Below are 21,786 nucleotides of genomic sequence, written 5' to 3' on the forward strand. Positions count from 1 at the left end.
GTACGTACCCCTTATGGCTACCAAGGCGAAAGCTCCCGCGAAGTCCCCCAAGAAGGCACGCGGAGCAAATGCGCAGGGCACGGCGAAACGCCGGATCCGCAAGATCTTCGGCGACATCCACGAAGTCGTCGAGATGCCTAACCTCATCGAGGTGCAGCGCGAGAGCTACGAACAGTTCCTGCGTTCGAACAAGGAGATTGATTACGTCTCCGGCCTCGAGAAGACGCTGCGCTCGGTGTTCCCGATCCGCGACTTCGCCGGTACCGCCGAACTCGACTTCGTCCATTACGAACTCGAAGCGCCGAAATACGACATCGTCGAATGCCGCCAGCGCGGGATCACCTATGCCGCGCCGATGAAGGTCACGCTGCGCCTGATCGTGTTCGAGGTCGACCAGGAAACCGAGACCCGCTCGGTCCTCGATATCAAGGAGCAGGATGTCTACATGGGCGACATGCCGCTCATGACCGGCAATGGCACCTTCGTCATCAACGGCACCGAGCGTGTGATCGTGTCGCAGATGCACCGTTCGCCGGGTGTGCTGTTCGACCACGACCGCGGCAAGACGCATTCCTCGGGCAAGCTGCTGTTCGCCGCGCGCATCATTCCCTATCGCGGTTCGTGGCTCGATTTCGAATTCGACGCCAAGGACATCGTCAACGTCCGGATCGACCGCAAGCGCAAGCTGCCGGTCACCGCGCTGCTGTATGCGCTGGGCCTCGATAGCGAGGACATCCTCGCGCATTTCTACGAAACCGTCACTTGGAAGCGCGCAACCGGCAAGAAGGGCGAAGGCTGGAACATCCCCTTCGTCCCCGAAAACTGGCGCGGCCAGAAGCCGGCCTTCGCGCTGGTCGATGCCAAGACCGGCGAAGAAGTTTTCCCCGCCGGCCAGAAGATCAGCCCGCGTGCCGCCAACAAGGCCGCCAAGGACGGTCTTGAAACGCTGCTGCTGCCGACCGAGGAAATCTTCGGCCGCTATGCCAGCCGCGACATGATCGACGAGAAGACCGGGCGCATCTACATCGAGGCGGGCGAGGAAGTCTCGGCCGAGAACCTCGAAGTGCTCGATGCAGCGGGCGTCGATTCGATGGTCCTGCTCGACGTCGACCACGTCACCACCGGCCCGTGGATCCGCAACACGCTGCAGGTCGACAAGGCCGAGAACCGCGACGAGGGTCTCGAAGCGATCTACAAGGTCATGCGCCCGGGCGAACCGCCGACCAAGGAAACCGCCGAAGCGCTGTTCGAAGGCCTGTTCTTCGATAGCGAGCGCTACGACCTTTCCGCCGTCGGCCGCGTCAAGCTCAACATGCGTCTCGAGCTCGATGCCGAAGACACCGTGACCACGCTGCGCAAGGAAGACATCCTGGCCGTGGTCAAGGAGCTGGTCGACCTCAAGGACGGCAAGGGCGACGTCGACGACATCGACAATCTCGGCAATCGCCGGGTGCGTTCGGTCGGCGAACTGCTCGAAAATCAGTACCGCGTCGGCCTGCTGCGCATGGAGCGTGCGGTCAAGGAACGCATGAGCTCGGTCGATGTCTCGACCGTGATGCCGAACGATCTGATCAACGCGAAGCCGGCTGTTGCCGCAGTGCGCGAGTTCTTCGGTTCCTCGCAGCTCTCGCAGTTCATGGACCAGACCAACCCGCTGTCGGAAGTCACCCACAAGCGCCGCGTCTCGGCGCTTGGCCCCGGTGGTCTCACGCGTGAGCGGGCCGGCTTCGAAGTGCGCGACGTTCACCCGACGCACTATGGCCGCATCTGCCCGATTGAAACGCCGGAAGGCCCGAACATCGGTCTGATCAACTCGCTCTCGACCTTTGCGCGCGTCAACAAATACGGCTTTATCGAAACGCCCTATCGCAAGGTCCTCGACGGCAAGGTCACCGAAGAGGTGGTCTATCTCTCGGCGATGGAAGAGCAGAAGCACACCGTTGCGCAGGCTTCGGCCGATCTCAACGATGACGGTTCGTTCGTCGAGGAACTGGTTTCTGCCCGTCACGACGGTGACAACCTCATGGCGCCGCGCGAAACCATCACGCTGATGGACGTCAGCCCCAAGCAGCTCGTCTCGGTTGCCGCATCGCTCATTCCGTTCCTGGAAAACGATGACGCCAACCGCGCGCTGATGGGCTCGAACATGCAGCGTCAGGCTGTGCCCCTGGTTAAGGCCGAGGCACCCTTCGTCGGTACCGGCATGGAAGAAACCGTGGCGCGTGACAGCGGCGCGGCGATCGCGGCGACCCGCGGCGGGATCGTCGACCAGGTCGACGCGACGCGTATCGTCATTCGGGCGATCGGCGATGTCGAAGCCGGCCAGTCGGGCGTCGACATCTACACGCTGCAGAAGTTCCAGCGTTCGAACCAGAACACCTGCATCAACCAGCGTCCGCTGGTGAAGGTGGGCGAGACGGTCGAGCCGGGCGACATCATCGCCGACGGTCCTTCGACCGATCTCGGCGAGCTGGCGCTGGGCCGTAACAGCCTCGTCGCCTTCATGCCCTGGAACGGCTACAACTACGAGGATAGTATCCTCATTTCCGAGCGCATCGTGAAGGACGACGTCTTCACCTCGATCCACATCGAGGAATTCGAAGTCATGGCGCGCGACACCAAGCTCGGGCCCGAAGACATCACCCGCGACATTCCCAATGTCGGCGAGGAAGCGCTGCGCAACCTCGACGAAGCGGGCATCGTCTACATCGGCGCCGAAGTGCATCCGGGCGATATCCTGGCGGGCAAGATCACGCCCAAGGGCGAAAGCCCGATGACGCCGGAAGAAAAGCTCCTGCGCGCCATCTTCGGTGAAAAGGCCAGCGATGTGCGCGACACCTCGCTTCGCCTGCCGCCGGGTGTCGCCGGGACCGTCGTCGAAGTGCGCGTCTTCAACCGTCACGGTATCGAGATCGACGACCGTACCCGGGCGATCCAGAACGAGGAAATCGAACGCCTCCGCAAGGACTCGAACGACGAACGCGCGATCCTCAACCGGGCGACCTACAACCGCCTGCGCGACATGCTGATGGGCCAGACGGCTTCGGCAGCGCCCAAGGGCGTCAAGAAGGGCACCGAGATCAGCGAAGAGCTGCTCGACGACATCGACCGGCACGAATGGTTCAAGTTCGCCGTGGCCGACGATGGCCGCCAGGCGCAGCTTGAAGCGGTCAAGTCGCAGTATGACGAAGCGGTCAAGATCATCGAAGAGAAGTTCGAAGACCGTAAGGAAAAGCTCGAACGCGGCGACGAACTCGCTCCGGGCGTGCTCAAGATGGTCAAGGTCTTCGTCGCGGTGAAGCGCAAGCTGCAGCCGGGCGACAAGATGGCCGGACGTCACGGGAACAAGGGTGTGATTTCGCGCATCCTGCCGCAGGAGGACATGCCGTTCCTCGAGGACGGCACCCCGGTCGACATCGTGCTCAACCCGCTGGGCGTGCCCTCGCGCATGAACGTCGGTCAGATCTTCGAAACGCATCTCGGCATGGCGGCCCGCAATCTGGGCCACCAGATCGGCGAGCAGCTCGAAGAGTGGAAGCGCGCCAATCCGAATGCGTCGGAAGATTACGCCAAGGCGAAGCCGCCCGAAGCGATCATCGATCGTCTGAAGGAAGTTTACGGCGAGGAGTATCACGACGCGATCGACAGCCGTTCGACCGCCGAAGTGATCGAACTGGCAGGCAATCTGACCACGGGTGTCCCGATGGGTACGCCGGTGTTCGACGGTGCGCGCGAAGGCGATGTGACGATCGAGCTCGAAAAAGCCGGTCTGCACAGCTCGGGCCAGTCGGTCCTGTTCGACGGGCGCACAGGTGAAGCCTTCGACCGCAAGGTCACCGTGGGCATCATCTACATGCTCAAGCTGCATCACCTCGTCGACGACAAGATCCACGCCCGTTCGATCGGCCCCTACAGCCTCGTCACCCAGCAGCCGCTGGGCGGTAAGGCGCAGTTCGGCGGCCAGCGCTTCGGGGAAATGGAGGTCTGGGCGCTCCAGGCCTACGGCGCCGCCTACACGCTGCAGGAAATCCTCACCGTGAAGTCGGATGACGTGATCGGGCGGACCAAGGTCTACGAAGCGATCGTCAAGGGTGACGATACCTTCGAAGCGGGCATTCCGGAGAGCTTCAACGTGCTCGTCAAGGAAATGCGCAGCCTGGGTCTCAATGTCGAACTCAAGTCGCTCAGCGAAGGCGACGAGGACGGCGACGGCCTCGCGATCGCGGCGGAGTAAGGGGAGCCTAGCGCTCCCCACCACCGCCCCAAGGAATTCACCCGCTAAGGGAATAAGTCATGAACGAACTGACCAAATTCACCAACCAGCTCGCGAAGCCCGAAACCTTCGACGAGATCCAGATCGGCATCGCCAGCCCCGAGCGCATCCGCTCGTGGTCCTTCGGCGAAATCAAGAAGCCCGAAACGATCAATTACCGCACGTTCAAGCCTGAACGCGACGGGTTGTTCTGCGCGCGCATCTTCGGTCCCGTGAAGGATTACGAATGCCTGTGCGGCAAGTACAAGCGTATGAAGTACAAGGGCGTCGTCTGCGAGAAGTGCGGCGTCGAAGTGACCGTGACCAAGGTTCGCCGCGAACGCATGGGCCATATCGAACTGGCCGCGCCGGTCGCGCATATCTGGTTCCTCAAGTCGCTGCCCTCGCGCATCGGCCTGCTGCTCGACATGCAGCTCAAGCAGCTCGAACGCGTGCTGTATTTCGAAAGCTACATCGTCACCGAGCCCGGCCTGACCCCGCTCGAGAAGTTCCAGCTCCTCACCGAGGATGAACTGCTCGAGGCGCAGGACGAGTATGGCGAAGATGCCTTCACCGCCGATATCGGTGCCGCCGCGGTCAAGACCATGCTGATGGATCTCGATCTCGAGCAGGAAAAGGCCGATCTGCTGGAAGAGCTCGCGACGACCAAGTCGAAGCTCAAGCCGGCCAAGATCATCAAGCGCCTGAAGGTCGTCGAAAGCTTCATCGAAAGCGGCAACCGTCCCGAATGGATGATCCTCGAAGTCGTCCCGGTCATTCCGCCCGAACTGCGCCCGCTGGTGCCGCTCGACGGGGGCCGTTTCGCGACCTCGGATCTCAACGACCTCTATCGCCGCGTCATCAACCGTAACAACCGCCTCAAGCGGCTGATGGAACTGCGCGCGCCGGACATCATCGTCCGCAACGAAAAGCGCATGCTGCAGGAAGCCGTCGACGCATTGTTCGACAACGGCCGCCGCGGCCGCGTGATCACCGGCGCCAACAAGCGTCCGCTGAAGTCGCTCAGCGACATGCTCAAGGGCAAGCAGGGCCGCTTCCGCCAGAACCTTCTGGGTAAGCGCGTCGACTATTCGGGTCGTTCGGTCATCGTGACCGGTCCCGAACTCAAGCTGCACCAGTGCGGCCTGCCCAAGAAGATGGCGCTCGAGCTGTTCAAGCCGTTCATCTACGCCCGCCTCGACGCCAAGGGTCTCTCGATGACCCTCAAGCAGGCGAAGAAGTGGGTCGAGAAGGAGCGCAAGGAAGTCTGGGACATCCTGGATGAAGTCATCCGCGAACACCCCGTCCTCCTGAACCGCGCGCCGACGCTCCACCGTCTCGGCATCCAGGCGTTCGAGCCCGTGCTGATCGAAGGCAAGGCCATCCAGCTCCACCCGCTGGTCTGCGCCGCCTTCAACGCCGACTTCGATGGCGACCAGATGGCCGTCCACGTCCCGCTTTCGCTCGAAGCCCAGCTCGAAGCGCGCGTGCTGATGATGTCGACCAACAACATCCTCTCGCCCGCCAACGGCAAGCCGATCATCGTGCCGTCGCAGGACATGGTCCTGGGTCTCTACTACCTCTCGATGGAGCGGCAGGAGAAGACGCCCGAGTTCGTCGAGGACAGCGACGGCAACAAGGTCGAAAAGCTGCAGATGTTCTCGGACATGGCCGAGGTTCACCAGGCGCTCGAGACCAAGCAGGTCTCGCTGCACACCAAAATCCTCGCCCGCGTTCCGCAGGCCGACGAGAACGGCAAGATCGCGATGTCGCGGTTCGAAACGACCGCCGGCCGCATGCTGATCGGCGAATGTCTGCCCAAGAACCACAAGGTTCCGTTCGACATCGTCAACCGCCTGCTGACCAAGAAGGACATCGCCGACGTCATCGACGAGGTCTATCGTCACACCGGCCAGAAGGATACGGTGCTGTTCGCCGACGCGATCATGTCGCTCGGCTTCCGCCACGCGTTCAAGGCCGGCATCTCCTTCGGCAAGGATGACATGATCATCCCCGAAGAGAAGATCGAAATGGTCGAGACGACCAAGGCGCTGGTGGCCGATTACGAGCAGCAGTATCAGGACGGCCTGATCACCCAGCAGGAAAAGTACAACAAGGTGATCGACGCCTGGAGCCGTTGCGGCGACCAGGTTGCCGAAGCCATGATGGAGAAGATCCGGGCCCGCCCGATCGGCAAGGACGGTGTCCAGGCCGAGATCAACTCGATCTACATGATGGCGCACTCCGGTGCCCGTGGTAGCCCGGCGCAGATGAAGCAGCTCGCCGGGATGCGCGGCCTGATGGCCAAGCCGTCGGGCGAGATCATCGAAAACCCGATTATCTCGAACTTCAAGGAAGGCCTCAACGTCCTCGAATACTTCAACTCCACCCACGGTGCCCGTAAGGGTCTCGCGGATACGGCGTTGAAGACGGCGAACTCGGGTTACCTGACCCGCCGTCTCGTCGACGTGTCGCAGGATTGCACCATCGTCGTCGAGGACTGCAAGACCGACAACTCGCTCGACATGCGCGCCATCGTCCAGGGCGGTAGCGTGATCGCCTCGCTCGGCGAGCGTATCCTGGGCCGCACCGTGGCCGAGGATATCGTCAACGCGGCGACCGACGAGGTCATCGCCAAGGCGGGCACGCTGCTCGACGAACCGATGATCAAGGTCATCGAGGAAGCCGAAGTGCAGGTTGCCAAGATCCGTTCGCCGCTGGTCTGCGAAGCCCAGCAGGGCGTTTGCGCCAAGTGCTACGGCCGTGATCTTGCACGCGGTACGCCGGTCAACATCGGCGAGGCCGTCGGCGTCATCGCCGCACAGTCGATCGGTGAACCCGGCACGCAGCTGACCATGCGTACCTTCCACATCGGCGGTGCCGCACAGCTCAACGAGACCTCGCATCTCGAAGCGGTGTCGGACGGCAAGGTCGTCTATCGCGACATGCCCACCATCACCGACAAGAAGGGCCGTATCCTGTCGCTTGCCCGCAATGGCGAGCTGGCGGTGATCGACGCCGAGGGCCGCGAACGCGAAATCCACAAGGTGCCCTACGGTACCGTGCTGATGCACAAGGATGGCGGCAAGGTGAAGGAAGGCGATCGTCTGGCCGAATGGGATCCGTTCAGTCTGCCGATCATCACCGAGACTTCGGGCGTGGCGAAATTCCAGGACCTGATCGACGGTACGACCATGGAAGAACGCGTCGACGATGCCACGGGCATCGCGCAGCGCGTGGTAATCGATACGAAGACGTCGGGCCGCAAGAAGAACGAGGATCTGCGTCCGCGCCTGACCCTGTTCAACGATGCGGGCGACGAGACGGAAGCCGCGCGCTACATGCTGGCACCGGGCACCGTGCTTTCGGTCGAGGACAACCAGCAGGTCGATGCCGGCGACATCCTCGCCCGTGCATCGCGTGAAGCTGCCAAGACCCGCGACATCACCGGCGGTCTGCCGCGGGTGGCCGAGCTGTTCGAAGCGCGCTTGCCGAAGGACAATTCGGTCATTGCCAAGATTTCGGGCAAGATCGAATTCGTTCGCGAATACAAGGCCAAGCGCAAGATCGCGATCGTTCCGGAAGAAGGCGATGCAGTCGAGTACCTGATCCCCAAGACCAAGGTGATCGACGTGCAGGAAGGCGACTTCGTGAAGAAGGGTGATACCCTGATTTCCGGTTCGCCCAACCCGCACGACATCCTCGAAGTCCTGGGCGTCGAGGCGCTGGCTGAATATCTCTGCACCGAAATCCAGGAAGTCTATCGACTGCAGGGCGTGAAGATCAACGACAAGCACATCGAGGTGATCGTTCGCCAGATGCTGCAGAAGGTCGAGATCAAGGACGGCGGCGACACCGTGCTGCTGCCCGGCGAACAGGTCGATCTGGAAGAGCTCAAGGAAACCAATGCCAAGCTCGGCCGGAACAAGGAGCCTGCCAAGGGCACCCCGATCCTGCTTGGCATCACCAAGGCCTCGCTGCAGACGCGTTCGTTCATCTCGGCCGCTTCGTTCCAGGAAACCACGCGCGTGCTCACGCAGGCCGCGGTCGAAGGCAAGAAGGACACGCTGGTCGGCTTGAAGGAGAACGTGATCGTGGGCCGTCTCATCCCCGCCGGTACCGGCGCGGGTATGAACCGCATGCGCATCACCGCCACCAGCCGCGATGCGGCGCTGCGCGCCCAGTGGAAGAAGGCACAGGAAGCGATCATCGCTGCCCAGACCGCCGAAGAAGAGCACGCGGCGGAACTCGCCCAGGGCCCCGAAGCGGCGATCGGCGACGATCCGCTGGCAGTGATGGAAGGCGAAACGCATGGCACCGATGCCGATGCGGGCGAATACCTCAACGAGGATGCCAAGGACGGCGAATAAGCCGCGCCTAAATCGCACCGAAGTATTGGGCCCCGCCGGAGCGATCCGGCGGGGCCTTTTCTTTGGCGGGTAGCCTTTGCGCCGCGTTAATTAGTTCTGCTTCGCATGTTACTTGACCTTGAGTTGCGGGGGTTGCACGATGTGTCCCGAGTGGCCGCATCGGGGGTGTTGGCAACGACCGAGGGGAATTCGTGGCCACAGAAGTGCCCGATACCGAACTGCGTGCCGAGCCCGGTCCTGCCGGGGCGGATGCGGTGGGCCGCCTGCTCCTGACACGCCGACTGGACGACTTCATGGCCGGGGCGCGTCTGGCGCTGCTCCCCACGATCGGATCGCTTGCCGCGCTGCTGTTCACCTTTATCGGGCAGGTGCCCTTTGCAATTCTGCTCGCCTGGACCGCGATGCAGATCGCGCTGCTGGTGACCTATGTCCTGCTCGAGCGGCAGCTCGATTGTGAAGAGGCCCCGCTGGAGGAACTGGAGCGCCACTGGCGCCGGCTGATCGCGCTGCAATGGGTCGGCTCGTCGATCTGGGCGGCCATCTTTCCCTTTCTCGCCACGGTCGCGACCGGGTTCGATGCGGCGGTGCTGGCGGCCATTGCGATTGCGATCCTGTGCGGGGTCCTGCTGGTCCATCGCACTGCGCCGCAGGCGGCGATATTCCACATTGTCGTGATGACGGTGTCGATCACCGCGGCGACCTGGATCCAGACCGACGGTGCCGGCTGGCCCGCGCTGATGCTGCTGGCGCTGTTCGTCATCGCCCTGCTTGGTTCGACGCGCGAGCAGGAAAAACAGATCATCAGCGGGGCCGAGGCGGAGATCAGCCGCCGCGAGGCCGCGGGCACCGTCCGCATGCTGCTGTATGATTACGAGGAACATTCGTCCGACTGGCTGTGGACCGTCGATGCGAGCGGCAATTTGCGCGACGTTCCCGCGCGGTTCGCGGCGGCGGCGGGCAAGACCGAGGATGCGCTCGAAGCCACGCCGCTGATCGCCATGTTCTCCCCGGGGGACGACCGCGACCGGCTCGCGCGCCATCTGATGGAGCGCAGCCGGTTTCGCGATCTCGTGCTCAAGCTGCGGGTCGACGGGGCGGTGCGGTACTGGAAGCTGTCGGCGCGCCCGCGCAGCGATGGCCGGATGAGCGGGGTCGCGCGCGACGTCACCAACGACCGGCTGATCGAGGACCGCGTCGCCTTCATGGCGCATTACGACAACCTCACCGGCCTCGCCAACCGCTACCTTTTCAACGAACGGCTGCGTGCCGCGCTGGCGCAGCAGGACCGAGTGCGCAACATCGTGCTGTTCTATCTCGATCTCGACGATTTCAAGGCGGTCAACGACACCCGCGGCCATCTGGTCGGGGACCGGCTGCTGCGCGAAGTTGGGACCCGGCTCGAACAGGAGGTGCGCGGACAGGATCTCGTCGCGCGGCTGGGCGGGGACGAATTCGCCGTGCTGCTCGAAACGCGCGCGGGCGCGGGCATGCTGATCGAACGCGCGCATCGTTTCCTCTCGGTTATCCGCGACCCCTTCGAACTCGACGGGCAGGTCTATCGCATCTCGGGCAGCATCGGCATCGCCAAGGGCGCCGATGGCGACCGCGACGCGGAAGAACTGATGCGGCGCGCGGATATTGCGCTCTTCGCTGCCAAGGCCAAGGGCCGCGACACGCTGGCGCTTTACGACGAGGAACTCGACCGGGTGGCGCGCGAGCGGCGCGATATCGAGACCGATCTGCGCGAAGTGCTCGCCCGCGATCAGCTCCATCTCCATTACCAGCCGGTGATCGATCTCGATTCCGGCAAAGTCGCGGGCTACGAAGCGCTGCTGCGCTGGTACCATCCCAAGCGCGGCATCGTGACACCGGACGATTTCCTCGAGGTGGCCGAGGAAACCGGGATGATCGTGCCCATCGGGGAATGGGTCATCCAGCAGGCGCTGGCCGAAACCGGGCAGTGGGAAGGCAATTTCCGCATCGCGATCAACCTGTCGCCCACGCAGGTGCGCAGTCCGCATCTTGCCGATGTGGTCGCGCAGGCGATCCATGCCCACGGGATCGCGCCCCACCGGGTCGAATTCGAGATTACCGAGCATGTGCTGATGCAGAACAGCGATTTGTGCGAAGGCAATCTGGCAAAGCTGCGCGAGCTTGGCACCAAGGTCGCGCTCGACGATTTCGGGATCGGCTATTCCTCGCTCAGCTATCTGCGCCGCTTCCCCTTCGACCGGATCAAGATCGACAAGGATTTCGTCGAGGGGATCGAAGCCTCGGCGGACAATCAGGCGATCGTCTCCAGCATCACGCGGCTGGCCGATGCGCTGGGTATGGCCGCGACCGCCGAAGGCGTCGAAACACGCGCGCAGCTCGACCTCTTGCGCAAGCTCGGTTGCCAGGAAGCGCAGGGCTATCTGATCTGCCAGCCGGTCCCGGGCGAGAATTTCGCCACCCCCGCGGCGGTCCAGGCGGCGATGAAGGGCGATGCCAGCGGCATCCTCGATTACCGCAAGGCGCGCGAGGCTGCGCTCAGGCGGCGTTCCTCGCGGGCCAGCTGACCTCTCGCCAAGCGCGCGCCCCTCGGCTATCGGCGCGCGCATGACCCATGTCACCCGCTTCGCCCCGTCGCCCACCGGGCGGCTCCATGTCGGCAATATCCGCACTGCGCTGCACAACTGGATGCTCGCCAAGCAAAGCGGCGGGCGTTTTCTGCTGCGTATCGACGATACCGATGCCGAGCGCAGCCGCGAGGACTTTGTCGAGGCGATCCGCGCCGACCTCGAATGGCTGGGCCTCGAGCCCGATGGCGAGGCCCGCCAGTCGCAGCGGCTCGCGCTGTACGAACGCGCCTTTACGGCGCTGCGCGAGGCGGGCCGGGTCTATCCCTGCTACGAGACGCAGCAGGAGCTCGAGCTCAAGCGTAAGATCCGTCTCGGACGCGGGCTGCCGCCGATCTACGATCGCGGGGCGCTCGAACTGGGCGAAGCCGAGCGTGCCGCCAAGGAAGCCGAGGGCATCGCTCCGCACTGGCGTTTCCAGCTCGATCACACCGCGCCGATTACCTGGGTCGATAGCGTGCGCGGACCGCAGAAATTCGACCCCGCGCAATTGTCCGACCCGGTTATCCGCCGCGCCGACGGCAGCTGGCTCTACATGTTGCCTAGCGCAGTCGACGATCTCGACATGGGTATCACACAGGTGCTGCGCGGCGAGGATCATGTCAGCAATACCGCAGTGCAGATCCAGATGTTCACCGCGTTGATCGCGGCGCACGATGGTGCGGGGCAGATGCCGGGGTTCGCGCATGAGGCGCTGCTGGTCGGTGCGGAGGGCAAGCTTTCGAAGCGGCTCGGCTCGCTCGGCTGCGATGCGTTTCGCGAGCGCGGGTTCGAACCGCAGGCGATCGTCGCGCTGCTGGCGCGGCTGGGCACTTCGCTGCCGGTCGAACCGATTGCGGACCGCGCGGTGCTGCTCGAAAGCTTCGATCTCGCCACCTTCGGCCGCGCCCCCGCCCGGTTCGACGATGCCGAGCTCGAACGGATTAACGCCGCGCTGGTCCACCAGATGGACTATGCCGCGGTTGCCGAGCGCCTGCCCGAGGGGATGGACGAAGCCGGCTGGCATGCGATCCGGCCCAATCTTTCACGGGTATCCGAGGCGGATGAATGGTGGCGTCTGGTGACCGGTCCGATCGTCCAGCCACAATTTTCTGAGGAGGATCGTAGTTATCTGTCCGAGGCGGTCCGAGCGTTCGGGCAGCTCGAGTGGAGGTACGACGATATCCGTGAGGAGCTTTGGAAAACTCTCACGCAGATCTTGAAGAGAGAGACCGGTCGCAAGGGCAAGCCGCTCTTCCTCCCCTTGCGACAGGCCTTGACGGGAATGGACCATGGGCCCGACATGGGGGAATTGCTGCCGCTGATCGGTGAGACGCGCGCACGCGAGCGGCTGGAGCAAGCCGCGCAGGGGTAGGGGATACGCGATCATGGCCGCGACTTTGGCAAGCGAACTGAAATTGCCGTGCGGCGCCGTGCTGCCCAACCGGCTGGCCAAGGCGGCGATGACCGAAGGGCTGGCCACCCCCGACGGGCGGCCCACGCCCGAACTCGAGCGGCTCTACGGTCTGTGGGCCGATGGCGGTTCGGGCATGCTGCTGTCGGGCAACATCATCGTCGATGCCGACCATCTCGAACGGCCCGGCAATGTGGTGATCGACCGCGAGCCCGATGCCGACATGCAGGCGCGGCTGGCACGCTGGGCACAGGCGGCGACGCGGCAGGGCAATCATTTCTGGGCGCAGATCAGCCATGGTGGGCGCCAGACGCAGAAGCTGGTCAATCCGCATCCCAAATCCTCTTCCGACGTCGCGGTGGCGCTTCCCGGGGGGCAGTTCGGCAAGCCGGCGCCGCTAACCAAGGGGGAAATCGCCGATCTGGTCGCGCGCTGGGCCCTCGCCGCGCGCGTTTGCAAGGATGCGGGCTTCACCGGGGTGCAGGTACATGGCGCACATGGCTATCTGGTCTCGCAATTCCTCTCGCCCAGGGTGAACCGGCGGACCGACGAATATGGCGGCAGCCTGGAGAACCGCGCACGGTTCCTGCTCGAAATCGTCGCCGCGGTGCGCGCGGCAGTGGGGCCGGGCTTCCCCCTCTCGGTCAAGCTCAACAGCGCCGACTTCCAGAAGGGCGGGTTCGATTTCACCGACAGCCTGCAGGTGGTGCAATGGCTCGAAGCCGCTTCGGTCGACCTGATCGAAATCTCGGGCGGCACCTACGAACAGCCCAAGCTGCTGGGTGTGGCAGGGCAGGAGGCCGAAGAGGCGCCGCAAGTCGCGCCCTCGACCGCCGCGCGCGAAGCCTATTTCGTCGATTTCGCCAAGGCGATGCAGGCCGAGGTTTCGGTCCCGCTGATGGTCACCGGGGGCTTCCGCACCCGCGCGGCGATGGAACAGGCGCTGGCCAGCGGGGCGGCGGATGTGATCGGGCTAGGCCGCCCGCTCTGCGTCGACACCGATGCCCCCGCGCGGCTGCTGCAAGGTGCCGACGAGCTGGCGCGCTACGAAGACAGCCTAGAGCTGCTGCCTGGCTGGCTCGGCTTCCTCAAGCGGTTCGGCGCGGTGAAGGCGATCAGCGGCTTCGCGGGGATCTACTGGTTCTACCAGCAGCTCTGGCTGCTCGGGCATGAAGGGCGCACCGACCGCGCGTTCCCCGTTTTCAAGGCCTTCCGGCTCGTCGATGCGCGCAGCAAGCGCATCATGAAGGAACGCCCCGCTCTTGTAGCGGGCAGGGGGCAGGCCTAACTCCCGCCATCATGCTCGCTGCACTCTACCAATGGCCCTTGCGCGCGTGCGCCGCGCTGTTGCTGGCGGTCCTGTGCGCGCAGGCCTTGCCGCATCAGCCGATCTCCCTCGACCGCGGCCGCGGCCCGGTGTTCAGTGCTGCGACTGCAGAGGTCACGCTCCCGCCGCGTGAAGGGGAGGCAGGGCTGGTCTGCACGGTCGCAGCCCCCTGTCCGAAAACATATGTGGCGCTTGGACGGACGCTTCCCGCGCTCGCGCTCGATGCACAGCCGATCTTGCCCCAGCGCTGGGCAGCACATCGTGTTCGCGGCCCGCCGCTGCGGCCACCGCCACAGTCGATCGCCGACCCCCGCGGACCCCCGCACCTGATCTGAACCGCCACGCGCCCGCAACGGGCGCGTCCTTCCGTTTCAGACAGGACATATACCATGACACGTCCCACCGACGGCGCCACCGCCGTCCACGATCGCTTCGACCAGATCGAGGCGCTGCTGCTGCGTTATCCCGAGATCGCCGAAACCGAACTGGCCGATCTCAAACGCTGGTTCACCAAGGAGGCCTCGGCCTTCGAAGTCGCCAGCCTGTCGAGCAAGGATGAGCTACGCCAGCAATACCGCGCTTTCCGAGCCGAGCATATCGACCGGTTGGGCGCGGTGGAACTGGCCGCGATCATCCTCGGCGGCATCTTCTCGCTGGGGGCGATCGTCTTTCTCGCGCTCGGCGGTTGAGGCGATGCGGCTGGTGGGGGCAGAACGCGCCTGCCAGCCGCCGCTAGTCGTCGTGCTTGTCGAGCTCGTCGCCGCTGATGGTGACGACGTGGAGCAGATTGGTCGATCCCGGCGTGCCGAAGGGGACCCCGGCAAGCGCGATCAGCTTGCTGCCCGCTTCGGCAAAGCCATGACGCAGCGCCATGCGCTTGCCCTTGGCGATCATCTCTTCGAAGCTCCCGATATCCTTGGTCGCCACCGCATGTGCGCCCCATAGCAGGCCCAGCCGGCGCGCGGTCCGCATGCTCGGCGTCAGCACCAGCATCGGCACGCTGGGGCGTTCGCGCGCCACGCGCCGCGCGGTCGAACCCGACCCGGTAAACACGGTAATCGCGCTGACCGGGACGGTATCGGCCACGGTCATGCAGGCATGCGCCAGCGCATCGGCGGTAGTAGAATCGGGGGGCGTATCGAGCAGGCGCACGCGTTCGATATAGGCCTCGTCGCGTTCCACCTGGCGCGCGATCTTGTGCATGATCGTGACCGCTTCCTCGGGCCAGTCGCCCGCTGCGGTCTCGGCCGAGAGCATCACGCAATCGGCCCCGTCATAGACCGCATTGGCGACGTCGGAGACCTCGGCGCGCGTCGGGGCGGGGCTTTCGATCATGCTTTCGAGCATTTGCGTCGCCACGATCACCGGCTTGCCCTTGAGGCGCGTCTCGTTGACGATCCGCTTCTGCAGCGGCGGGACTTCCTGCGGCTCCAGCTCGACCCCCAGGTCGCCGCGCGCGACCATGATCCCGTCCGACGCCTCGATGATCTCGGCCAGGCGGCTCACCGCATTGGGCTTCTCGATCTTGGCGCAGAGCGAGGCATGCCCGCCCATCAGCCGGCGTGCTTCGGCCAGATCCTCGGGGCGCTGGACGAAGCTGAGGCCGATCCAGTCGACCCCCTTCGCCACGGCAAAGGCCAAATCCTTGCGGTCCTTGTCGGTCAGTGCGGGGATCGGCACTTCGGCATCGGGGACATTGACGCCCTTGCGGTCGGAGATCACCCCGCCGACTTCGGCCGAACAATGGATTTTCTCTTCATCCGCGCTGATCACCCTGAGGCGGATCTTGCCGTCGTTGATCAGCAGCCGCTGCCCCTTCTCGAGCAGGCCGAACAGTTCGGGATGCGGCAGTTCGACGCGGGTCTCGTCGCCGGGTTCGGGATTGCGGTCGAGCGTGAAATGGCCCGAATGGCGGATCACCGCCTGCCCGTCCTTGAACTTGCCCACGCGCAGCTTGGGGCCCTGCAGGTCGGCGAGGATCGCGATCGGGCGCCGGAACTGTTTCTCCAGCGCGCGGATCGTCTCGATCGTCTGCGCATGGTCGGCATGCTCGCCATGGCTCATATTGACGCGGAAGGCGTCGACCCCGGCCTTGAACAGGCGGGCGAGCATTTCGGGCGAACGGCTTGCCGGACCGACGGTGGCGAGGATCTTGACCTTGCGGCCGCGCGGATCGAGCTTGGGGGCGGGGTTGGCCATGACCATCGCCTATGGCAGCGGTGTGCGACAAAGCAAGGACCATACGATCATGATAACGAATGCACGCGATCCGCTTGACGATTTGCCCGATGCCGTAGCGGCGGCAGCATTCCGCCGGCTGGTGCGCCATTTGCGCCATCGCCACGATGCGCAGAACATCGAACTGATGGGGCTGGCGGGTTTCTGCCGCAATTGCCTCGCCGACTGGATCCGCGAGGCGGGGTTCGACGGCGACAAGCTCGCCGCGCGCGAGCTGATCCACCGCATGCCGCAGGATGAATGGAAGGCCACCCGCCAGACGCCCGCGACCGAGGAGCAATTGGCGCGGATGGAAGCGAGCGTCGCGAAAAATCGCGTGGAGTAACGAGTCGCCGCCTTCACCCGAGCAGGCTGGCTGGCTATCGAGCCGTCAACCGATTCTCATTTTACCGGAGTACACCCGACCATGGCCGAAGCCACCGACGACCGCCTGCGCCTGCTGATCGAGCGCATCGAACGCCTCGAGGAAGAGAAGAAGGGCATCGCCGACGACATTCGCGACGTGTACGCCGAATCCAAGGCGGTCGGCTACGACACCAAGATCATGCGCCAGATCATCCGCCTGCGGAAGATGAAGCCCGACGAGCGCAGCGAACAGGAAACCATCCTCGACACCTACAAGGCCGCGCTTGGTATGGGTTGATTCCGGCGGGGCGTGCCCTACATTCATAACACACCTATTGCCGAGGAGAATGAGGACATGCCCAGCCCCTGGAAAGACGCCCGCGGGATCACCGTGACGACCACGCCCACCATCGAAGGGCGGCCGATCCAGGACTATCTCGGCATCGTCACTGGCGAGGTGATCGTGGGCGCCAATCTCTTCCGCGACCTGTTCGCCAATATTCGCGACATCGTCGGCGGACGCTCGGGCAGCTACGAGCGCATCCTGCGCGATGCGCGCGAACAGGCGATCCAGGAATTGCAGGCCGAATGCGGCGCGCTCGGCGGCAATGCGGTGGTCGGGGTCGATCTCGACTACGAGGTCATCGGCGATACCGGCTCGATGCTGATGGTCAGCGCCAGCGGCACTGCAGTTAAGATCTGACCTAGCCCGCGCTGCCCGCCAGCAGCACCAGCGAAATGAACGCGCCATTGTGGAGCAGGTGGAGCAGCACGCTGGCCCACAGGCCATAATGGACACGCAGATAGCCGAGCATGGTCCCGGTCGCGAATTGCGGCAGGACCAGCGGCAGCGCCATGGCCATGTCCTCGGCGGGGAAATTGAACAGGTGGACGCTCGCAAACGCCAGCGTGCTCAGCCAGAACAATACTGGGAAGAAGCGCGCGAACCAGCCCATGGCCGCCCGCCTGCGCAGCGCGAAGAGGATGGCCAGCGCGGCCAGCAACCCGGCTCCCCCGACGAGCGCAGCGTAGATCGTCCCGTTACCGCTCAGCATGATCGCGGCCAATCCGGCGCCCAGCAGGACGATCAGCGCCAGCACGTGACCCGGCCGGCCCGACAGCCAGCCGCGAAACGCGATCTCTTCCACCAGCGGGGCGAAGATTACCACCGCGAACACCACCGCCGGACCGATATCGATCCCCGCCAATGCGGTTTCGGGCACGGTGATGCCGGTGGACATGACCAGCCCGGCAATTCCCAGCAACACGCCCATTACTGCCAGATCGAGCAGGAACAGCCGCCATACCGCACCAAGGCTTGCCAGCCGCGGCAGCGGTGCGCGTGCGGGCAGGGTGGGCCGCTTCAGGAAAGCGGCGAATTGGGTCCATTCGCCCCGCATCGAATTCGCGGGCGCAAGGCTTGTCGTTGCGGCGTGCATGAGGCTAAGGCGACCCTCTGATTCCAACCATTTCAGCTACGCAAAGCGAAACCATGGCCGGCCATTCCAAATTCAAGAACATCATGCATCGCAAGGGCGCGCAGGACAAGAAGCGCAGCGCGATGTTTTCCAAGCTCAGCCGCGAAATCACCGTGGCGGCGAAAATGGGCATGCCCGATCCCGACATGAACCCGCGCCTGCGGCTGGCGGTCAATGCCGCCAAGGCGCAGTCGATGCCCAAGGACAACATCCAGCGCGCGATCGACAAGGCCAGCGCTCAGGATGGCGAAAGCTATGAAGAAGTGCGTTACGAAGGCTACGGCCCGGGCGGCAGCGCGATCATCGTCGAGGCGCTGACCGACAATCGCAACCGCACCGCCACCAGCATTCGCACTGCCTTTTCGAAGAACGGCGGCAATCTCGGCACCGAGGGCAGCGTTGCGCATGGCTTCGACCGGCTGGGCTTCATCTTCTACCCGGCCGACGCGGGCGGCGAGGAAAAGGTCCTCGAAGCGGCGATGGAAGCGGGCGCGGAAGATATCGCCTCGAGCGAGGACGGCCACGAAATCTGGACTGCTGCCGAAGACCTGCACCAGGTCGCGGCCGATCTCGAGAAGGCGCTGGGCGAGGCCGAGACGGTCAAGCTGGCGTGGAAGCCCAACCTGACTGTCGACATGGACGAGAAGAATGCGAGCACGCTGCTCAAGCTGATCGACGCGCTGGACGACGATGACGATGTCCAGACCGTGTGGGGCAATTACGACATCTCCGACGAGGTGATGGACAAGCTCGAGTGATGAGCTTTCGCCTGGTGTACCTCTGGCCCCGGCGGACACCCTACGGCACCCGCCGATGACGCTTATCCTCGGCCTCGATCCCTCGCTCAGCTGTACCGGTTGGGGCGTGATCCGCGCCGAGGGATCGCGGATTGCGCATGTTGCCAACGGGCAGGTGCCGACCGACCCCAAGGCGCCGATGGCGCAGCGGCTGGCGGGCCTGCAGGCGGCGCTGGCCGATGTCATTGCCACGCACCGGCCCGACCGCGCGGCGGCCGAAGAAGTCTTCGTCAACAAGAACCCGCAATCGACGCTCAAGCTGGCGCAGGCGCGCGGCTGCGTGCTGGCCGCGTGCGGGGCCGCCGGGCTGATGGTGAACGAACACGCCGCGCGGCTGGTCAAGAAGGCCGTGGTCGGCACGGGCGGGGCGGACAAGACGCAGGTGCAGGCCATGGTCAAAATCCTGCTGCCGGGTGTGCAGATCGCCGGGGCGGATGCCGCCGATGCGCTGGCCGTGGCGATCGCCGACGCGCATCTGTCCTAGACTGCGGATTTCGCCCGCCGCAGGCGCGGTCGCCCGATGTCCAAAAGCTGTCCCAATTCCTTCTTATAATTGATAGACTTTCGCCGCCGGTGTGTCACAAGGCGGGGCTAGGCGCGTTGCGATCCAATCCAACGACAGGGGCCTTCCATGACATTCCCAGCTTTTCGCAGCGCCTTGCTTGCTTCCATCGCTCTCGTTCCCGCTCCGCTGCTGGCGCAGGAGGTGCCGACCGCGGACCAGCCCGCCAGCAGCACCACGATCATCGTCACTTCGCAGAAGATCGAACAGCGCGCGCAGGATGTGCCGATCACCATTTCGGCGGTGACCGGGGACCGGATCGAGGAACTCGGCGTGTCGGATCTGGACGAGCTGTCGAACTATGTTCCGGGGCTGAATATCCAAGAGCAGAGCGCCAACAACCCCGGCATCGTCATCCGCGGGATCACCTCGGATTCGGGTTCGTCGCAGCAGGGGCCGCGCGTCACGCTCTATTACAACGGCGTCGACATCTCGCGTTCGCGCGGGTCGTACCAGGCGATCTATGATCTCGAGCGGGTCGAGGTCATCAAGGGCCCGCAGGCGACGCTGTTCGGCACCGCTTCGGCGGTCGGCGCGATCAGCCTCGTTTCGGCGCGTCCGCGCGAAGGCTTCTCGGGCGAAATCACCGGCGGCTACGGCAATTTCGACCAGACGCTGCTCGGCGGCTATCTCAATGCCGGCAACGATGTGATCGCCGGACGGCTGGCGTTCGAATGGCGCACGCGCGACGGTTATGTCGAGAACCTCGCCGCCAGCCAGGAGGAAGAGCTCTATGCGCAGGACCAGCTCGGCCTGCGCGGCTCGCTGCGCTTCACCCCGACATCCGACCTGACGATCGACCTCATCGGCACCTACGACCAGCAGCGCAATGGCGGTACGCCCTTCATCTCGGGCACCTTCCCCGCCTTCGCCGGTGCGCCGGGCGGCCGCGACAATGCCTTCGAGGATGCCAATCTGGGCGGCTCGCCCTTTTCGGGCGCAGCGCTGGGCGACGACCAGCTCGGCCTCAACCGCGAGGTCTATGATGTGAACCTCACCGCGGAATGGGAGTTTGCCGACAGCTGGACCTTCACCACGGTCAATGGCTACCGCAAGTTCGACAGCGCCGAAGTGTTCGATGCCGACGGCACGGCCGCGCCCTTCCTCGAATTCGCCGAGATTGCCGAAGGCGAACAGTTCAGCCATGAAAGCCGCTTCAGCTATTCGGGCGTGGATTTGCGCGGTTCCTTCGGCTGGAACGTCTTCACCGAGGACGGGTTGCAGAACGTCCCCTTCTCGACCGAGGAAGGCACCTTCCTCCAGTGCCTGACGAGCCTGTTCGGCGCGCCGCTGATCCCGGGCATTCCCTGCGTCGCGCCCGACGGCAGCGTGCCGGCCAGCGCGGTCACCGGCCTCGCGACCGGCGGCGCCGCCACTGCCATCCCCTACCGCTCGATGTTCGAGAACCAGGGGCAGAACGACACTTACTCGGTCTTCGCCGATGCCACCTGGCTGGCCACCGACGCGCTCGAACTGACCGCCGGTCTGCGGTATCTGCGCGAAAACCGTCAGTCGGGCTATCGCACCGATGTTCCCGATTCGGTGCTGTCCGGCGCACCGTTGATCCCCGGGCAGGTCGATACCGGGGGGGAGACCTTCATCGGCGAAGCCGACTTCGATGCGTGGCTCCCGCGCTTCAACGTGCTCTACCGGATCTCGCCCGAAGTGAACGTCTTCGCCACCGTCTCCAAGGGCCGCCGCTCGCCGGTCGTGCAGCAGTCCACCACGCTGCAGCTTGTTGCCCGTGAAACGGTGTGGAACTACGAAGGCGGCATCAAGCTCGCCAGCGGCGGCGTTTCGGGCTCGCTCGGCGTCTATTACCAGGTCTATGACAACTTCCAGGTGTCGGTCGAGGAGCTGGACCCCGACGGCAACCCGACCGGGGGTTTCATCACCCAGAGCGCCGGTGCGGCGTCCAATCTGGGTGTCGAGGCCGAAATCGCGGTCGAGGCGACCGACTGGCTCAGCTTCTTCGGCAATGTCGGCTATATCGACGGGGGGATCGACGAGGACAACAGCTTCGCCCCCGAATTTTCGGGCGCGCGTTTCCGCCTCCAGCCCGAATGGCAGGCCGCAGCCGGTTTCACGGTCGATTATCCGCTGGGCGGCGGGGCGCGGCTGTTCGCCACCCCCAGCATCACGCATCGCAGCCGGATCTACTTCGAAGTGCCCAACAGCGAAGTGACTTCGCAAGGCCCGGTTACGCTGGTGAATGCGCGGGCGGGGGTAAGCTTCGCCGATGATCGCTACGAAATCGCCGGATTCATCCGCAATGCGTTCAACGAGGATTATCTGCTCGATGCGGGCAATACCGGCGGCGCTTTCGGCATCCCGACCTTCATCCCGGCAGAACCGCGCTTCTTCGGCGTCCAGCTGACCGCGCGCTTCGGCAACTGATCCGACAGC

15 protein-coding genes are annotated in these 21,786 nt (G+C 64.5%); 13 read left to right on the forward strand and 2 right to left on the reverse strand.

Annotated features, from left to right (window positions below; translation table 11 throughout):
* The first annotated feature begins 13 nt into the window (after positions 1-13).
* The 7 genes from rpoB to V6B15_RS00340 all read left to right on the forward strand — a co-directional run bounded on the left by rpoB (position 14) and on the right by V6B15_RS00340 (position 14,649).
* Positions 14-4,234 carry a DNA-directed RNA polymerase subunit beta gene (gene rpoB / locus V6B15_RS00310; protein ID WP_334199618.1) on the forward strand — a complete coding sequence of 1,407 codons (4,221 nt, stop codon included), beginning with the start codon at positions 14-16 and terminating at the stop codon, positions 4,232-4,234.
* Between the two features lie 59 nt (positions 4,235-4,293).
* Positions 4,294-8,622 carry a DNA-directed RNA polymerase subunit beta' gene (gene rpoC / locus V6B15_RS00315; protein ID WP_253521795.1) on the forward strand — a complete coding sequence of 1,443 codons (4,329 nt, stop codon included), beginning with the start codon at positions 4,294-4,296 and terminating at the stop codon, positions 8,620-8,622.
* A gap of 191 nt (positions 8,623-8,813) precedes the next feature.
* On the forward strand, positions 8,814-11,180 hold the full coding sequence (locus V6B15_RS00320; RefSeq protein WP_334199619.1) for a putative bifunctional diguanylate cyclase/phosphodiesterase: 2,367 nt from the start codon (positions 8,814-8,816) through the stop codon (positions 11,178-11,180).
* 40 nt (positions 11,181-11,220) lie between these two features.
* Complete coding sequence (gene gltX / locus V6B15_RS00325) at positions 11,221-12,594, forward strand: glutamate--tRNA ligase (protein WP_334199620.1); 1,374 nt, start codon at positions 11,221-11,223, stop codon at positions 12,592-12,594.
* Positions 12,595-12,607: 13 nt separating this feature from the next.
* On the forward strand, positions 12,608-13,921 hold the full coding sequence (locus V6B15_RS00330) for an NADH:flavin oxidoreductase/NADH oxidase family protein (RefSeq protein WP_334199621.1): 1,314 nt from the start codon (positions 12,608-12,610) through the stop codon (positions 13,919-13,921).
* 11 nt (positions 13,922-13,932) lie between these two features.
* Complete coding sequence (locus V6B15_RS00335) at positions 13,933-14,295, forward strand: hypothetical protein (protein ID WP_334199622.1); 363 nt, start codon at positions 13,933-13,935, stop codon at positions 14,293-14,295.
* A gap of 54 nt (positions 14,296-14,349) precedes the next feature.
* On the forward strand, positions 14,350-14,649 hold the full coding sequence (locus tag V6B15_RS00340) for a hypothetical protein (protein ID WP_334199623.1): 300 nt from the start codon (positions 14,350-14,352) through the stop codon (positions 14,647-14,649).
* 43 nt (positions 14,650-14,692) lie between these two features.
* Here the strand turns inward: V6B15_RS00340 and pyk are convergent, their stop codons facing one another.
* Complete coding sequence (gene pyk, locus V6B15_RS00345) at positions 14,693-16,159, reverse strand: pyruvate kinase (protein ID WP_253521805.1); 1,467 nt, start codon at positions 16,157-16,159, stop codon at positions 14,693-14,695.
* Positions 16,160-16,208: 49 nt separating this feature from the next.
* Here pyk and V6B15_RS00350 point away from each other — a divergent pair, with 49 nt between their 5' ends.
* The 3 genes from V6B15_RS00350 (at position 16,209) to V6B15_RS00360 (ending at position 17,246) form a co-directional block, all read left to right on the forward strand.
* Positions 16,209-16,523 (forward strand): DUF1244 domain-containing protein, encoded by a 315-nt coding sequence (locus tag V6B15_RS00350; RefSeq protein ID WP_334201307.1) that lies wholly within the window; start codon positions 16,209-16,211, stop codon positions 16,521-16,523.
* An 81-nt stretch (positions 16,524-16,604) separates the two neighbouring features.
* A complete protein-coding gene (locus V6B15_RS00355; RefSeq protein WP_050601763.1) occupies positions 16,605-16,841 on the forward strand; it encodes a DUF2312 domain-containing protein in 237 nt (78 codons plus the stop codon).
* Positions 16,842-16,898: 57 nt separating this feature from the next.
* Entirely contained in the window at positions 16,899-17,246 is a 348-nt protein-coding gene (locus V6B15_RS00360) for a heavy metal-binding domain-containing protein (protein WP_320181520.1), read from the forward strand.
* Position 17,247: 1 nt separating this feature from the next.
* Here V6B15_RS00360 and V6B15_RS00365 read toward each other — a convergent pair whose 3' ends face one another.
* A complete protein-coding gene (locus V6B15_RS00365) occupies positions 17,248-17,943 on the reverse strand; it encodes a CPBP family glutamic-type intramembrane protease (protein WP_334199624.1) in 696 nt (231 codons plus the stop codon).
* 92 nt (positions 17,944-18,035) lie between these two features.
* Here V6B15_RS00365 and V6B15_RS00370 point away from each other — a divergent pair, with 92 nt between their 5' ends.
* The 3 genes from V6B15_RS00370 (at position 18,036) to V6B15_RS00380 (ending at position 21,777) form a co-directional block, all read left to right on the forward strand.
* On the forward strand, positions 18,036-18,779 hold the full coding sequence (locus tag V6B15_RS00370) for a YebC/PmpR family DNA-binding transcriptional regulator (protein ID WP_334199625.1): 744 nt from the start codon (positions 18,036-18,038) through the stop codon (positions 18,777-18,779).
* A gap of 55 nt (positions 18,780-18,834) precedes the next feature.
* Positions 18,835-19,302, forward strand: a complete 468-nt coding sequence (gene ruvC / locus V6B15_RS00375) for a crossover junction endodeoxyribonuclease RuvC (RefSeq protein WP_334199626.1) — start codon at positions 18,835-18,837, stop codon at positions 19,300-19,302.
* 147 nt (positions 19,303-19,449) lie between these two features.
* A complete protein-coding gene (locus tag V6B15_RS00380) occupies positions 19,450-21,777 on the forward strand; it encodes a TonB-dependent receptor (protein ID WP_334199627.1) in 2,328 nt (775 codons plus the stop codon).
* The last annotated feature ends 9 nt before the right edge of the window (positions 21,778-21,786 follow it).

This window comes from Qipengyuania sp. Mu-71, from assembly GCF_036867055.1.
GTDB lineage: Bacteria > Pseudomonadota > Alphaproteobacteria > Sphingomonadales > Sphingomonadaceae > Qipengyuania > Qipengyuania profunda.